11 protein-coding genes are annotated in these 16,274 nt (G+C 44.1%); 4 read left to right on the top strand and 7 right to left on the bottom strand.

Features of this window, described 5'->3' with window-relative positions:
* Positions 1 to 750 precede the first annotated feature (750 nt).
* The gene (locus ACYCS5_RS17865; RefSeq protein ID WP_459759874.1) at positions 751 to 4,563 is read right to left on the bottom strand and encodes a GH32 C-terminal domain-containing protein; all 3,813 of its coding nucleotides are present in this window, start codon (positions 4,561 to 4,563) and stop codon (positions 751 to 753) included.
* Between the two features lie 1,300 nt (positions 4,564 to 5,863).
* On the opposite strand from ACYCS5_RS17865, the gene ACYCS5_RS17860 reads away from it, so the two are divergent.
* Positions 5,864 to 6,874: a LacI family DNA-binding transcriptional regulator gene (locus ACYCS5_RS17860; RefSeq protein ID WP_029515929.1), complete on the top strand. Its 1,011-nt coding sequence runs from the start codon at positions 5,864 to 5,866 to the stop codon at positions 6,872 to 6,874.
* A 1,141-nt stretch (positions 6,875 to 8,015) separates the two neighbouring features.
* Entirely contained in the window at positions 8,016 to 8,348 is a 333-nt protein-coding gene (locus ACYCS5_RS17855; RefSeq protein WP_340954079.1) for a hypothetical protein, read from the top strand.
* A 1,042-nt stretch (positions 8,349 to 9,390) separates the two neighbouring features.
* On the opposite strand, the gene ACYCS5_RS17850 is transcribed toward ACYCS5_RS17855, so the two are convergent.
* Genes ACYCS5_RS17850 through ACYCS5_RS17830 form a run of 5 tightly spaced genes read right to left on the bottom strand, consistent with a single transcriptional unit; the run spans position 9,391 to position 13,747 of the window.
* Positions 9,391 to 10,710, bottom strand: a complete 1,320-nt coding sequence (locus ACYCS5_RS17850) for an ABC transporter permease (protein WP_459759873.1) — start codon at positions 10,708 to 10,710, stop codon at positions 9,391 to 9,393.
* Positions 10,703 to 11,605, bottom strand: coding sequence for an ABC transporter ATP-binding protein (locus tag ACYCS5_RS17845; RefSeq protein ID WP_029515932.1), 903 nt, complete (start codon positions 11,603 to 11,605; stop codon positions 10,703 to 10,705). Before ACYCS5_RS17845 ends, ACYCS5_RS17850 begins: the two co-directional genes overlap by 8 nt.
* A 2-nt stretch (positions 11,606 to 11,607) precedes the next feature.
* On the bottom strand, positions 11,608 to 12,543 hold the full coding sequence (locus ACYCS5_RS17840) for an ATP-binding cassette domain-containing protein (protein WP_185156356.1): 936 nt from the start codon (positions 12,541 to 12,543) through the stop codon (positions 11,608 to 11,610).
* A gap of 41 nt (positions 12,544 to 12,584) precedes the next feature.
* Entirely contained in the window at positions 12,585 to 12,986 is a 402-nt protein-coding gene (locus ACYCS5_RS17835; RefSeq protein ID WP_039270421.1) for a GntR family transcriptional regulator, read from the bottom strand.
* Between the two features lie 41 nt (positions 12,987 to 13,027).
* The gene (locus tag ACYCS5_RS17830; RefSeq protein WP_029515935.1) at positions 13,028 to 13,747 is read right to left on the bottom strand and encodes a hypothetical protein; all 720 of its coding nucleotides are present in this window, start codon (positions 13,745 to 13,747) and stop codon (positions 13,028 to 13,030) included.
* A 235-nt stretch (positions 13,748 to 13,982) separates the two neighbouring features.
* On the opposite strand from ACYCS5_RS17830, the gene ACYCS5_RS17825 reads away from it, so the two are divergent.
* Together ACYCS5_RS17825 and ACYCS5_RS17820 are read left to right on the top strand one after the other, a co-directional pair.
* Positions 13,983 to 14,210 (top strand): DUF1858 domain-containing protein, encoded by a 228-nt coding sequence (locus ACYCS5_RS17825; protein ID WP_029515936.1) that lies wholly within the window; start codon positions 13,983 to 13,985, stop codon positions 14,208 to 14,210.
* 14 nt (positions 14,211 to 14,224) lie between these two features.
* A complete protein-coding gene (locus tag ACYCS5_RS17820) occupies positions 14,225 to 15,484 on the top strand; it encodes a DUF438 domain-containing protein (protein WP_029515937.1) in 1,260 nt (419 codons plus the stop codon).
* Here ACYCS5_RS17820 and ACYCS5_RS17815 read toward each other — a convergent pair.
* On the bottom strand, positions 15,473 to 15,985 hold the full coding sequence (locus ACYCS5_RS17815) for a GNAT family N-acetyltransferase (protein WP_039270419.1): 513 nt from the start codon (positions 15,983 to 15,985) through the stop codon (positions 15,473 to 15,475). The genes ACYCS5_RS17820 and ACYCS5_RS17815 overlap by 12 nt on opposite strands.
* Positions 15,986 to 16,274: the final 289 nt, after the last annotated feature.

Genomic DNA, 16,274 nt, shown 5'->3' with positions numbered 1-16,274 from the left:
GGTTAGCTTTGCCCTGATAATCAAAGGTATGGTCATCAGAAGAATAATACTCCCCACTTGGAGGCTTTCGTCTTAGTCATAGTGCTTTTTACCGCCGTAAGGCCCCCGCCACAAATCCAAGTAAGTGTGATTTAGATAAAGCCTTAATACTCGATCTGAAATTTTCAAAGTACATCATTCCCCTGTCTAAAAATTGTTTCTTACAAGGGGAAAAGTCTCATTCTGAAAGCACTACAGTAATTTCTCATCATCCATATTCATTAATAATGCCCCCATCATTAAGTTATGTTTGGTTTATTCGATTCCGTCCCACATTCCACACAAAGTCTATCCATACCTAAAGCTCTTTTCCCTTGGCTCCTACAAATCCATTTCATTTTATCCTATTCGTTCCCTTGGCCTCGTGGTTTATCATCATTTATTAACCACCATTTCTTTTGATTTTTTATATTCTCGTTGCACATAATAATAAAATCCGTCCAAATCGGCATGCCAAATCACCACAAGCAACATCTGGTGCTTGCAGCATGGACATCTCAACGGGTCTTGTTCATATGTCTCTATCACTCAGTCTCTATCACTCGCTGGCGATACGAAAAGCGAAAGAAGCTCGACGCTTTCCTGGCCAGCAAGAAATTGATTTTCCTAACCTGACAGAAGTAAGCTGAAGCTGCATGAACACAATAACAAATCCGCCTTTTGCCAAAAGCCCCTCTACGCCAAGCGAAGGGGCTTTTCTACAGGATAGAACTAAAAATCAGAGCTTACTTTCCACCTATTTCGTCGCATTTCATCCGTTGGAGGAGTCTCTAACGTAAGCTTTGAACCATCCTCGGATATGGTCAAAGCCCTATTATGATAAACTGAGATAATGACAACCGAACCATCCCTATTTTTGTGGACAATCCACCGCTGATTATTGTAGCCCAAATAAGAATAGAGCTGAATTTTATTGTGCTCCGCGTCCAGATCCAGCGCCTGTCCGGAGGTCGTTCGGATGGAATAGGAACCTGCATCATCTCCGGTCGGCACAAACACCCATTTTTGATCCGCGGCTTCATTTGCATCCTGTACACTAACTGCTTCGCCATTTGCCAGGCGGGCTGTATATATGGATTTTTGGAATGCTACGTTCACGAGGCTTGATACCCTCAACTTGGCCGGTTTCCCTCCTGTCACATTTACATTCTGATAAGAGACAGAGCCGCCAAAGACATGAAGTCCGAAATGACCTTCGGCAAAGGTCCCATCCTTCAGATCCATTATTTTCAGTCCTCCCATATGTACCACGATATGCGGGCCTTCCGCTTGAATCTTTATTTTATAGGTTTGGCCTCGCTGGATGAAGGCCGGGACTTTCGCCAGAACCTGTCGTTCCTCGAATCGTCCATCTATTTTGTAGAACAGGCGAATAGACTTCATGTTAGGATCTAGATTCAGGTAGTAGCCGCTGTGCCCATCCTCGCTTGCACGGAACAGAAGTGAACCAGCCCCGCCGGACGTGCCAAGCTTCAGTTCAGCTTCATAAGTAAAATCCCCAGCCTGCTCCTGGGCCATATAATTCGCGTCGCTTGAGTATCTTCCACGAATTCCATCCTTGCTGAGTACCCATGAAGCCATTGACGGATCTGGGGTCCAGCCGCTGAGACTGGTATGAAACTCGCCGCCAGAGACTTTTACAAGAAGGCTGGCGGATGCCTTTCCATTCGGGGTGGATACAGTAATGACGGACTCGCCCTCTTTTTTGGCCATAAGAGTTGCCTGAGAAGCGCCGGCTCCCTTTATGCCTACCACCTTGGCATTACTGGATTTCCACTCCAGCGGGTGAACACCATTGCCAGGCCCATTCTCCACTGCCGCCCGCAGCGTTTCGCTTTGCCCTATCCCTAGTTCACGGTCACCCGTGTCCATTGCAATCCGTAGTGGCGAATCGTTATCCGAATTCCACACTGATCCAAGCTTGTTTACCGACAGAGAAACAATCTTCACATTGCCACCCTGATTATAGAAGCTCATCTCCCTACTGGCCGGATCAGGAAATATGACCTCGGAGAAAACCACCTTGCCTCCATTAGCGAAGACCTCAACAGAGGATTCATCCACCAAAATCCGCATCTGGATCCGCTTGTTCTCGGCTTTCATCCCCGTTTCATGTCTTGTGGTAAACAGATTGGAGAAATCCGTAGCTCCGGAAGCAGAGCGATCCACGAACAATTTACTTTCGCCTGGCTTATAACCCACCACAGTCTTCTGATTCGCACCTTCACGTAGATTAAAACCAAACTCTGTTACGTTACTTCCAGCCGGAATCTCCAGTTCGGCTTCAATCTCATATGCTCCAGAAACAAGTCCCTTCAGCAGGTTTGGAGAAGATGGATTGATCATCTTGTCAGTTACAGAGAACAGCCTGCTGCGCAGATGTTCCATCTCCTTGATCGGACCCTGGGCGAGACGGAGTCCGTCGGGGGTCATGACCAGAGCAACCTCTCTCGGAACAGTCAGTCCCCCCTTCCAGCCCGAAGTCGGAAAAGCGAACGGATAATCCCAGTTGGACATCCACGCCAACATCACTCTGCGCCCATCCGTCATGTCCGAGAAAGACATGGATGCATAATACTCCTTGCCAAAATCCGTTCTCAGCACCTTTCCTGCCGGATTGTCATTTACGAATTTCCCCTCTGCAGTCAGACTTCCCACAAAATATTCAGAATCCGATCCTCCTGTTGCCGAATTCGCCCCTGTACTGATCATGAGAACCCACTTCTTCTCTGACGTTTCCTGCACGACCAGTGGGAACAGGTCAGGGCATTCCCACACACCGCCACGAACATAATCTCCATAACCCCAATTGTCGGTCAACGTCCAGTCCAGCAAATTAGCCGATGTAAAGAACCGGATATGATCAGCACCGGACACTACCATGACCCAGCGATTATGCTCGTCATCGCGAATCACCTTAGGGTCGCGGAAATCCCATCCCCCCGGTTCTTCCCCGTTCTTGCCGGGGTTCTCAACCACGATCGGACGATTCTTGGCATAATGCCACGTACGCCCCTGATCCTTGCTGTAAGCAAGGCCAATGCGCTGGTTGCCATTAGGACCATCTGGGTTATAGGAAGTATAATAGGCGATCAGACCTTTGCCGCCCGAATCCGTAAATAAGCCTGAAGTATTCGTTACATCCGCCACAGCAGATCCGGACCAGATATGCCCGTAATCATTCCACGGAAGTGCAATCGGCAGACGTTTCCAGCTCAGCATATCCTTGCTGACGGCATGGGCCCATGTGCCTCCATCCTGATGGAAAAGATGGTATTCACCTTCGAAATAGACCAACCCGTTCGGGTCACTGGCGTACCCACGGATCGGTGTATAATGATACTGGGGACGATAGGTTTCAGTATAATAATTATTAGACTCCGTGACATAGGCATCCTGAAAGTAAGCGCTTCCCTTTTTCACAACAAGACCGGCGTTTCCTGTTGAATACGAATGATCCGTTACATCGATTGCTGGTGGAGTATAACCGTCCACGAAAACTTGAATCCGGTTACCCATTGCCTTTACTTCCACATAATGCTTCGCCCCCGCTAAGCTCGGATAAGGTCGCTCTGAGCCTGCAATTGCAGTTCCATCCGCTTTCGTCAGCGATACGCGGACCTGCTCTCCTTCCTTCACCAGAGTAGCTTCATATCCACGTGTTCCATCGGTAGAGGACCGGAAAGCTAGAGCGGCAGCAGCATCGGAGCGGAAAACGATTGTTCCTTCATATACAAAGTCAGCAGCTTGCCTGCTATAGATTTGCTGAGCCTTGCTCTGGTTCACAGACGTTCCTTTTTGGCCGCTGAGGTCAGGCTGCCACTGTCCTTTTTTCACAAGTACCAAACCCAGATTCCCTTTCAGATCGCTAACGGTTATGTTTTGGAACAAGGCTGACCCATCCCAGACGTGAAGTCCAAGGCGGCCAGATCGGTATGAACTGTCTTGAACATCAATCACAGGCTTATATTGAGTTCCCCAATATACTTTCAGCGAGGCCCCTTCAGCTTTTACCTTGAGATGATAGATCTCCCCTTTCTTGAGCGAAACCGGATGCTCTTCATTTAATTTACCTGCTCCACTGCCCGCATCTTTTAAACGGATAATACCGGACTGCGGTGCAATTTGAAGCATATACGAATTCAATCCGTCTTCATTGGAACGGAAGAGCAAAGAAGCATCCGCTTGCATATCCTTGATCATAACATCGGCTTCATACAGGAAATCATCTGCTATTGTTTCTGAGATGGCCATCACGTCCTCCTGCGGATCAGATGTCAGCAGGAGCCCTTCTGCGGCATCTCCCCACTTGCCATTTCCTTTTACCTGCCATCCTGTCAAATTTGTATTTAGATTTATAACGTTTTCAAAAATAGAAAGACCCTCCTTTTCCGATTTTCCTGTGTTACCTTCCGCCCGTGCAGCCCAGCCGGTATCAGGACTAGCGGCGTAAACTCCAGATGAAGTCATAATAATAGCCATCACCATGAGGATGTGCAGCACAGCTTTGAATTTCTTTTTCATCGATTCCCCTCCATTTCTACTCTACGGAATAATCATCTTCTACCAAAAAAGTAGAAGGCGGCCAGTTACAGCACAGTAACTGGCCGGGATAGCATATTAAATTTGTTATAAAATATATAGAGCTTGAACTTGTGATTTCTATTTTAGGATCTGAACGAGACTATTGGGAATGTTCAAACTCCGACTCCCCTCTTTCTTTCCCTTTTTGTTAATTTTCAATAATATCCGAGCCCGGTGGAACACTATACTCATCCTTATGCTCTAAAATGGCACTTAAATTGACATAACCGTTCAGGTTCCGGAGCACAACCTACCGGTTCAGCGGGAAAATCAGCAGCAGCTGCATAACGCCGCCCAAAAAATTTTGTGAGTTGACAAAAGTAAAATGACACGGGTTTATGGACCAGCAATATAGAAGGCTTCCATATCTAATGCGATATGGTTCAACGGCAGCTCGTGGTCCTTTTTCTCATCTGGCTTCAATGGCCTTCAAGGCGTCCCTATGTTAACGAATTCATCTTCAGAATGCCGTCTGGTCAGCATTTGTCCACTCTTCGGATATACAAGTATATGTATAATTTCACCTTCCGAATAAACACTAACACCGCCCCCCCGTACCTACGATATATTACAAGCAGTAGGAATCCTTACGCAGCACCCCATTTAAATCTCGCTATAAACTGCTGCATTGACATCGGTTTCCCAGCCAACGGGAACGGCAAGACCCGCCGCAGAATACTCAGTGTTTGTAATTTTCGACCCCGTCTTAGGAGTTGTGTAGCGAATCTGTAATTTGGCTATCCGGCGGAAAAGCTCAATAAAATCACAGCCGGTTATACAGAGCTCATTTTAGTTTACCTCCATCCTTACCCTCAAAATACTTATACTTGTGCATTTAATTGTTCATCAAGTTTACATTTATAATCAATATTTATAAACATTAATTTATACAGCCAAAAGTATAGCGCTTTCAAAAATAAAAAGCAATGAAAATCCCACTCACTCTGTTACTTGTTTAAGTTTATATATTTCCTTGATAGCAAACCCTCACGAGAAGGGGTCTAGCTCTCTTTCTTTTCTTAGAAGAACACCGATTTATCCTAATAGTATAGAATCTTTTTTATCTAACTCTTACTACAAAAAAGGCAAAGAGTAGTGTAGTATAAGAGGGGAATGTTTATTAGCAGTATGCAAGATCAAAGAATTGTTTTCAAGCTAAAAACCACATTCACATTTACATTTGAATAAATTTTTGTTTATCATTTAAGATTTTATGAAGCAGGATAAAAAGGAGCTTATTATGGCTGAGAAAGTAACGGTTCAAGACATCGCGGATGCAATGGGGCTGTCTCGAAATACCATATCCAAAGCCCTCAACAACCATCCGCAAATTCCAGAGGGCACAAAAAAGAGAGTAATCCAAAAAGCAGCGGAGATGAAATATAAAAACTACAGTTTTATGAATGGAGGCAATATTGCTCTTCTTACACGAGGGGACATTAACGCCATCAGCTTCTACTCTGAAACGATTAAAGGAATGGAAACCTCCCTGCGCGCTGAAGGCTTTAATCTGATCTTATCTCTTGTCAATCCTGAGGATATCCATTCATGCACACTGCCCTCCAATATTAACCAATCAAATGTGAACGGAATTGTTTGTATTGAGATCTTCCAAGAAGCCTATATTGAAACTATTCTAAACACGGGCATTCCAACGGTATTTATCGATTTTTTGCCAGAGTCGTTGAACTCTCCACACAAATTCGACATCCTCTTGATGGAGAATCACCGCACGACATACAATCTTACTCGTTCTCTCATTGGACGCGGCCATTCGGAGATTGGATTTATCGGAGACCACAATCACTGTCGAAGCTTCTATGAGCGTTGGCTTGGTTACGATCAAGCCCTCCGGATGCATCGCGCTTCATCTGGAGAGACGTTCAGCATCAAGCTTGAGGACAACAATCCTTATCTATCTGTTGAGTGGATGCTTGAACAGTTGAAGCAGCTTCCAAAGCTTCCGACAGCATTTGTTTGTGCCAACGATGATATTGGAATTTCGGTTATTCGTGCGCTAAAGGAGTTGCACATCGATGTTCCTGGACAAATCGAGGTAACAGGTTTTGACGATATTGCTAATGCCAAGATTATCGATCCTCCGCTCACGACCGTACATACTTATCCGTACGGACTCGGTACACGCGTCGTTGAGTCCTTGTTGGCTCGATTGGAGCAGCCGGATCGACGGAATGAGACCATTCATCTTGAGACATGCATCGTTCATAGAGGCTCCACGAAGTCTTCCTAATCAAGTTGTATGTAACAAAGATACAGGGAACCATTTTTATTCAGAGCATATACACTGTTATTTTTAAGCAAGGTAAGATGAATAAGATTTTCAGATACCAAGGTAGTATGAATGAGAGAGATAGCAAAACTAAAAAATTAATCTTTCTCACATTCTTATGTTTTATTTTTTTGCTCCTTATAGTTAATAACCATAGTGTACTTCTATCATTACAATATAGACATAAATAAATAAGAAATTGAATCAGCACTTTGATTTTCAATGATATTCCTCCAAATAAGTTATGTTTTTCGCGTTAATTAAGTTTTGATGTGTAATGAATTTTTCAGATGAGTAAGCGCCCGAACTGTAGAAGGTATTTTGGTAACTAAATTAAAATGAGTTAAGAGAAGCATTTAGCGTAGATCTCATTTTTAAAAAGACGAAAAACCTCTTCACAATTCAGCCCTATCTCCTTTCTAATTATTGCATTTGCGTAAAGTTAGGCTTATAAGTAGCAGTTTATACTTAAATGAATCTGATATAAATAATACGTTTATATTAGATTTTCTTAAAAGATATATTTAAAAATAAATTGTCCTTATGTCGCATAATACAAATAATTTTTTTATTTATAGAAATAGCTATAACTGTATTCAATGAAAAAAGGTAGGTTCGCAATTGAACCTACCTATTCGGAGAAATTACATATTATTTACTTTCTTATCCTACTTAAGACTCCGAGCCCATCATTATCCTGGCTTCTTTTAGTATTGAACCTGTTGTACTCATTAGCCATCCCAAAGAATCAGTAGTACCACAATACTCAATAACATCAGCGCATTTTAATTGTCAGGAGAAAATAACGTTCTAGACTAAAAAATAAAGTGTTAGACTCAGCAAATAAAGTTGTAGACTGAGAAAATAGAGAGACTGACGATGCTTCATTAAGCTAACGGACAGATAGGTTAACCATGAGATTTCAATAACTAGTATGGTTGTAGCATTGTAAAAAATATTGATCCCTCATAAGGGGGGAGTGATTTATTATTGAGTCTTTATGTTAAAATTACTATATGGATTGTGAATAAATGTACTTGAATTAATGCAGCAGATTAGTAATGGTAGATTATACCATGTGGATTATATGGAGGTTGCTGTAATGTTTGAAAGTATATGTGTTTCTAGTGATTGCGATTTAGGGACAATAGCAGAGAAAGCAATTTTTTATGATAAGGTAAAAATAATCGTCAATGAGAATCTGTTAAATCGTTTGTTTTCACAAGTCCATCCCGCTGAATTTATTCCATTTTTAGAAGAACATAAAGAAAATATTGAATTAGTTTATTTCTGGGTTGTACCAGTTACTAGAACTTTCCACCACGATGATAAAACAGAAATAATGTTTACCTCAATGGATGAAGATGATGTAGACCCATACTTAGATTACTTGTGGGAAAAAGGTGGGTTGAATAGTCCTCTCCTTTACTTTTAAAGAAACTTCCAAAAGATATTAAGTTAAAATTACACATCATAGAAGATGATGCTCTTTTAAAAAGATATGAATTAGAACATAATATTAGTAAAGAGATAATTGACCCTCTCTCATTTCTAGGAAGTTATTTTTCGACTTTTTCTAGCTTTGAAGTATGGTCAAAGCACTCATCGGATTTCCAATTAAGCCCATCATCTTCTATCTTAATTGCGAACAGATTTGATTCCCTTTATAACAAAATCGTTAGTGGAAGTAATAGTATAGAAACATTTAATAATTTTGTACTGAAAACTGGAAATGTTAGAGGAGTTTTGAATTCCGGGGAAAAGACTTTTTCAGAGTATATATCTATATATGAAAATAGTAGAAAATTCAAGGAGTTTATTGGTGATTTACCCCCAGAAGCTAATTTAATACAGGAATACTTTAATGCTAATAATGCAAATACTTGGGCTGAGAAATTACCATCTAAAACAATCAGGTTGGGCTGTTTACAGGTGCAGGTTTACTTAATACAGTAGGTGGCTCAGGAGCTGGCACTTTATTAGGAATTTCATTGAGTGCGGTAGATACATTTTTAGTAGATAAGCTAATAAAAGGATGGAAACCAAATCACTTTATAGAAAATGATTTAAAAAACTTTATAAATAGTTAAATATGTAATGTTAGACTAACGGGAAACGTTAGTTTAACAACAACAGCGGCAGTCTAAGACCTTATTTATCAGGTCTTGTTCTGCCGCTGTTTCATTTAATGGATTAGTCTAAAACTTATTTCTCAAAAGTTGACGGTTCTTCAATCCGAAAACGTTGTTAAGTCAACGACTCCAGTCTATTACTTTATTTTTACAGTACTAATCCTTTTCTTTTGTCATTTTAAATCATTCCCCTCAAATAGTTTATTTCTTCGCCATCTTCTTATATTCGGACACCATACAATAACTCCACCGATGTATACTAGTGTATAAATATTCATTTCTCATTAATTATGAATACATTCTCATTAATTATGACACCACACACTCACATGTATTGCTAAAAATTTAAATCTTGTAAGCCTTCATAGCTTTTCTTAGCTCTTTGAACGAAGGACGTTTACCATACATTAAGACACCCGTACGGTAGATCTTGGCGGCCAGCCAACCGAACAGCAAAATGGAGGCGACCAGAATACCAAGTGACAGCCAGATTTCCAGCAGGCTCGCCCGTTCCAGACCAATCCGCAACAGCATGACGGTTGGCGAGAAAAATGGGATGTACCCGGCAACCTTTACGAAAATCGTATCAGATGCGGCGATATTGAAGATACCGATATAAAAGGCTGCTAGTGACAGCACGGTAATCGGCATGATCGCCTGTCCCAACTCCTCGGTACGGCTAACAATGGAGCCCACCGCGGCGAACAGTACTGCGTAGAGAAAGTAGCCGAGGATGTAGAATACCAGACCATAACCCAACACCGCGATATTCAGTTGCGACAGATCCAGCCCGGCTGAGCTAAGAATGACATTATTATGCGGCAGCATAAGGTTGGCACATACAACGGCTGCAAAGACAGCAATTTGCAGCAGGCCGACCAGGAAAATGCCGATAATTTTTCCGAACATCTGGGTCAACGGTGAGACACTTGTGATGAGAATCTCCATGATACGTGAGCTTTTTTCCGATGTCACCTCTGCAGCAATCATATTCCCCGTCATCATGGAGGAGGTGAAGAATAAAATCATCAGTACATAGACCAAACCATAGTTAATCATAGAGGTCTCTTTTTCCTCTGTCCCCACAGCTCCCCCTGCCTCAGACGAACCGTCTACTTCCCTGCTGTCCACTATTACAGGTGTGCTAATCTCACGAATTTGATCACTGGTCAATGCATTGCCGCCCATAATGGCTTTGACCTTAGCTTCCTGAAGTCCCGTCTGCAACAATGTAATTACAGCAGGAGATGGCTCTTTTTCTACAGAGACATATTCCACTTTAGGAAACGTGTCTCCCTTGTCGGTAGGCTCCGTGAACTGTACGTAACCTTGCAGCTCCCCATTTTTCAAGGCTTGCTGCATGGCTGGTGTTTGTACGTTGTCATAACGCTTCCAGATGGCTGCCGGGTTGGATTGCTCCTTGGTGAATTTCTCCAGTTGATTCGCCACTTCTATCCGGCTCCCGGCAATCAGTCCCAAGCGATGATGCTCGGCTGCCGTCGTGCCCGAACCTCCTGTCCCATCTGCTTTAAACAAAGAAATCAAATATGGCAGATTTACACCAAGCGTAATGAGCAAGGCCAGTACCAGCGTTGTAATGATAAAAGATTTGGTTCTCGCCTTCTGACGAAACGTAAAACCGATTACCGTACCCAGTCTATTCATGGGAATCACCCACCTCTCTTATGAAAATCTCGTTCAGCGTAGGTTCCTTGATCTCAAAATGCTCTACATCCGTTTGCTCCAACGCCGTTTGTAATACCAACTTCGCCGCATTCGGCTGCTCAATATGCAGCATCCAGCCGCGATCCATAGGCTCTACACGGCGCACGCCGGGCAGCTGTTCCAGTCCGTTCACTTCACCTGTAGTGATGAGACGAACTTTTTCACGCGGGTAACGGCCCTTAATCTCCTGCACACTTCCCTGCACAACTGTATTTGAGCGATGCAAAATCGTAATATGGCGGCACAGTTCCTCCACATGCTCCATGCGGTGGGTCGAGAATAAAATCGCAGCCCCATCGTCCCGCAGCTCTTTCACCGTATCCTTAAGCAATTCAACGTTTACCGGATCAAGCCCACTAAAGGCCTCATCCAAAATGAGCAGCGTCGGGCGATGCACAACGGCGGCAATAAAGCCCATTTTCTGCTGATTTCCCTTGGATAGCTCCTCAATCCGCTTGTCGTAATATTCGGGCACTCCAAAGCGCTCCAGCCAGTAGCGTAGACTTTTGTCCGCCTCCTTAGCCGACATTCCGCGCAACCTGCCCAAATAGTTAATTTGCTCGCTCACCTTCACCTTGGGGTACAACCCTCGCTCCTCGGGCAAATAGCCCATCGTCCGCTGAAGCTCCTTGCTGTAGGGCTTGCCCTCATATTGAATGTTACCTCCATCAGGGTAAATCAGACCGAGCACCATGCGCATCGTTGTCGTTTTGCCTGCTCCATTGCCTCCCAGTAGTCCGTAAATCTCCCCACCGTTCACATTCAGCGAAATTCCGTTCACCGCCGTGTGGTTCCCATATTGCTTCACGACCTCTTTCAATTCCAGCATGTTCATGATTACTCCGCTCCTTTTTTCTGCGTGTATGTCTCCGCATCTTCTGATAGTTGTCCCGCAGACCAATGTACTAAAATATCATCCAGTTCCAAACGCCGCACACGGATGGGGCGGATGCCCGCTTGTTCCAAGATGGCGCTGGTCTCTCCGGCTGCCAACGTTACAATTCGCTGCAATCCGCCTTCGCTCTCCATCTCTACAACACCCGGAAGTTCCGATGCCTCCTCCGGTGTGCCTTCAAACCACATTTCTTTGCTATTTTCGAGCAAATGGTCTTTTTCCAGCTTGCCGAGCAGCCTGCCATCATGCATCAGGACAATATAATCCGCCAAACGCTTAATCTCGTCTATGATATGAGTGGCAATAATGACCGTCGTTTTGCCGTTCTCCATACAATCCCGCAGTTCCTCCAGCATGATTTTCCAGGCAAAAGGGTCTAAACCCGACGAAGGCTCATCCAGCAGCAACAAACGAGGGTGAGGCGCCAAGGCTGCAGCCAGTTCAAACTTACGGCGCTCTCCCTTGGACATGCGCGATAATTTCGTATGCTGCGGAACCTGAAATCGTTCCATCAGACGCTGAAAACGTGTTTCATCCCAGCCGGGATACCACAAGGCTCGAAACGCCGCTGCTGCTTCTGCTGTGAGTCGATCTTCCTCACGGGTCGGCTGCTCTGACATATACCCAACCCATTGTCGTGTATCTGCCGGCATGCCGTCCGGATACGCTTGACCGAACCAACGTATTTCACCGGAATCCGGGTGGATAAGCTGAGTCAGCAGATGAATCAATGTACTTTTGCCCGATCCGTTATGTCCAGCCAAAGCGACTACATATCCCGGTTCAATGGTTAGATTAATCGGTCCAATTTCCCGGTTACCTCTAGTTTTATAGACTTGGCTCATCTCAATAATGGGTGTTTTTATCTGTATCCCCATAGGAACTTCCACATGATGGTTTACATCGTTTTTCACGGGCGTCACTCCTTCACTTGGACTTCATACCTTCTCTTCACCATTTCTGCGAAAAGCTCCAACAATTCCTGTTCTGTCATCTGTACAGCGATGCCTGTGTCAATCGCCGTTTCCAACGCCTCGGTCACTGCTTTAAGGCGGTAACCTGAGCGCTTATCGTCTTCGACCAGAGCTACGAAGGTGCCCGTTCCCTGCCGGGTACGAAGCAAGCCTTCGTTCTCCAAATCCTGATAGACCCGCCGGACGGTGATGACGCTGCAGCGGAGCGTCCCTGCGAACTCCCGAATGGAGGGAAGCAGCGTTCCCGCTGCAATCTGTCCGGTTACGATGAGTGAGCGAAGTTGCTTTTCAATCTGCGCATACAGCGGTTCCGCGCTATTCTCATCAATTTGCACTGGTATATTCACCTGCTTCTCCCCCCTTTTTATCTATCTTTGTACACATACCGCTAAGTTAAATCCCGTTTCATAAGCTTACGCTGTGTCACCCTGTAGGACATCCACATACCCAGAGCTCCTGCCAGCAGCGCTCCCCACATCACCGGAGACAACAGCTGCCATTCCTTGCTGTAAAATGCCGTTATCGATACCAGATTGGCCCCACATACTCGAACTATAATCGTAACTATCCCACAAATTAGCATGATGACAATGGATAGCCAAAAGTAGGATTTACCTTTTTTAAGAAATTCCAAATGAATATAAATGGCTTGAATCAGCATTCCGTAGCCTATCCAGGTAAGTGCAAACGATACAAAGAAACCTGTACTGGCATATACCCGAAACGTAGCTGACAACGTAAACAATAGAGTGAAAAATATCACACTATTCACAACAAACGCCAAAAGCGCCTGTTGAATTCGACTCATAATCACCGCATTCATCGGTATAGGCAAGGTGCGGAAAAAGGCTAGCATATGCGTATAGGAATCTTCCTGAAGATATTTAAATGCACGGCGGTTATAAATGTATCCGAGAAACGGAATCAACACCAGCATGATAAAATCGGCTACCGGACTCAAGTTTCCACGTTCATCCCAATGCACACTTACAGCAAAACTCATGGTAAATCCCAAATACGCAATAAACAGCAATGTCCACAGCATAACATATGGATTGTTGCGAAAATCCTGCCGGGTAATCTTCCATGCCTGCTTGATGATTGTCATTTTCTTATCCTGATCCCTTCTGCACTGCCTGTAATGACGACCTCGTTCTCTCTTCATACGAAGTTATTATTAAAGTAATCAATGTTATTACTGTATATATCTTTATACACAGTATATAAACCATGAATTACAACTGTCAACACCTGAATGTAAATTGTGCGTACAATCACAATAGCTCGTCAGGACCTATGCTACTCTGTAAATGATAAACGTTCTCAATCAAGGGGATGAACAAATGGATAAGATACTGCACTGGGATGAGCCGATTTTTAACCTTGTTAACCGTTATCCCGAAGTGAAGGACATTATGGTAGAGCTGGGTTTTCATGATATCGCCAAGCCTGGCATGTTACAAACCGCAGGTCGTTTTATGACATTGTCCAAAGGTATTGCATTGAAAAAAGTAGCTATGGAAACCGTGGAACGCACGTTTTTGCAACATGGTTTTACCATTCAAAAATAAAGGAGCTAACGATCATGAGCGAGCTAATTAACAACCGTGAACATACAGCACAGGAATTAACAGAACGTCAACGAACACTGAAGGAAATTATAAAAGAATTACATGCCGGGAAAAGCGTCGAAGAGGTGAAAGCGCGTTTTGCAGAGGCTGTTGGCGGAGTAAGTGTGGCGGAAATTTCAGCTATGGAGCACGCACTGATGACCGAGGAGGGAATTCCCGTATCGGAAGTTCAGCGGCTCTGTTCCGTGCATACTTCGATCTTCAAGGGCTCCATTGAGGATATTCACCGTCCTTCAGGACCGGAGGAACAACCGGGACATCCTGTCCACACATTCAAGCTGGAAAATCGGGAGATCGAACGACTGGTCAACTTTAAGTTGGCATTGCATGCAGAGCAATTTCAAAAGGAGGACAGTCCCAAGGTTATTTACAAGCTGCTTGAGGATTTAAGTCTGCTAATGGATCTCGACAAGCACTACAGTCGTAAAGAAAACTTGGTCTTTCCTTATCTAGAACGCTATGGAATTTTTGGCCCGACCAAAGTCATGTGGGGTGTGGACGACGGCATTCGTGCCGCGATTAAGGAAGCGAAGAGTCTGCTCGCCGAATATAACGGGGATCGTGAACAGATTGGGAAGGCGCTTGCCCATATCATGAGTGAAGTAAATGAAATGATATTCAAGGAAGAGAATATTTTGCTGCCGATGGCACTCAGTAAGCTGACAGAGGATGAATGGCTGAAAATAGCCCGGGAAAGCGAGGAAATTGGATTCTGCCTGACCGCCCCCGAACGCGAATGGATACCCGAACGGGCAGAGGAGCCTGCAGAAGCCCTTGAGCAAACGGAAGGCACATCAGGAACACCGCAAGGCTTCGTGCGATTCGAGACAGGGATTGTATCCGTACAACAATTGGAACTGCTGTTGAACCATCTACCTGTTGACCTGACCTTTATCGATGAAAATGATGTTGTTCGCTATTTTTCCCATGGTAAGGAACGAATCTTCGCGCGCACGAAAGCCGTCATTGGTCGTACCGTACAGAATTGCCACCCCCCCCAAAGCGTGCATGTCGTTGAGAAGCTGCTGGAAGATTTTAAGGCAGGCCGCAAGGATGTTGAAGATTTTTGGATTCCAATCAAGGATAAATTTGTCTACATTCGTTATTTTGCCATCCGTGATGCAGAGGGCCGCTATCTGGGAACGTTGGAATTTACGCAAAATATCGCACCCATTCGTGCCTTGGAAGGACAAAAGCGTATTCTATCCGAATAGTATCCAACCGTAAGCCACCATGTTCAGATTTTTGCCACCCAAACTTATAATATGTTGTTCTACTATAAGTTTGGCTCCCAACCTTTCATAAAAGGTACATGCTGGATTATCTGCTAGCACCCATACGATCACAGAGTGAATATCCATACTATTGAAATGTTGAAGCAGACGTAAAAATAGTCTCTTCCCCAAGCCTAAACTATGGTATTCACTCAAAACGTAAATTGCCGTTATTTCTCCCCCATACGGGGGATATTCACCTGACTTTTCCGGCCCCCCACTCACAAATCCGATGATTTCCCCCTTCTCATTTTCAGCAACATATACCCGATGACCGTCTTCACTGGATAGATTCGCATTCCACAGTTCTGTTCTTTGCTCATAGGAAATCTGTTCCAGAACCTGGGCGGGCATTATTTCTTTGTACGTCGTCCTCCAGCAATCTACGTGCACCTTGGCGATGCCCTCGGCATCTGATATCGTTGCTTCCCTGATGATCATGTGAGTTCCACTCCTAGTTTCCAATATTATACTTTCCATATACCGACGATCCGAATCTTGATCTATAATAAAAATGTTCACTGCTATTCATTCATTCCTGAAGGATTCGACTTGAATAAAATTGTTTCATTTTATGTACGTTCGTGGCTGTAGCTGTATTGATCATAGGCTGGAGTATCGGGTTGACGCCCGTAGGCAATCTGGTCTTTCAATATGTATTTGGTGTGTCCCCGAATTGATCGAACCTACCAAGAACGTATTTCAGGTTCTTACTTTACTATACATATGG

Source organism: Paenibacillus sp. SEL3, from assembly GCF_054602585.1.
This window is presented reverse-complemented; position numbering and strand designations above follow the sequence as displayed.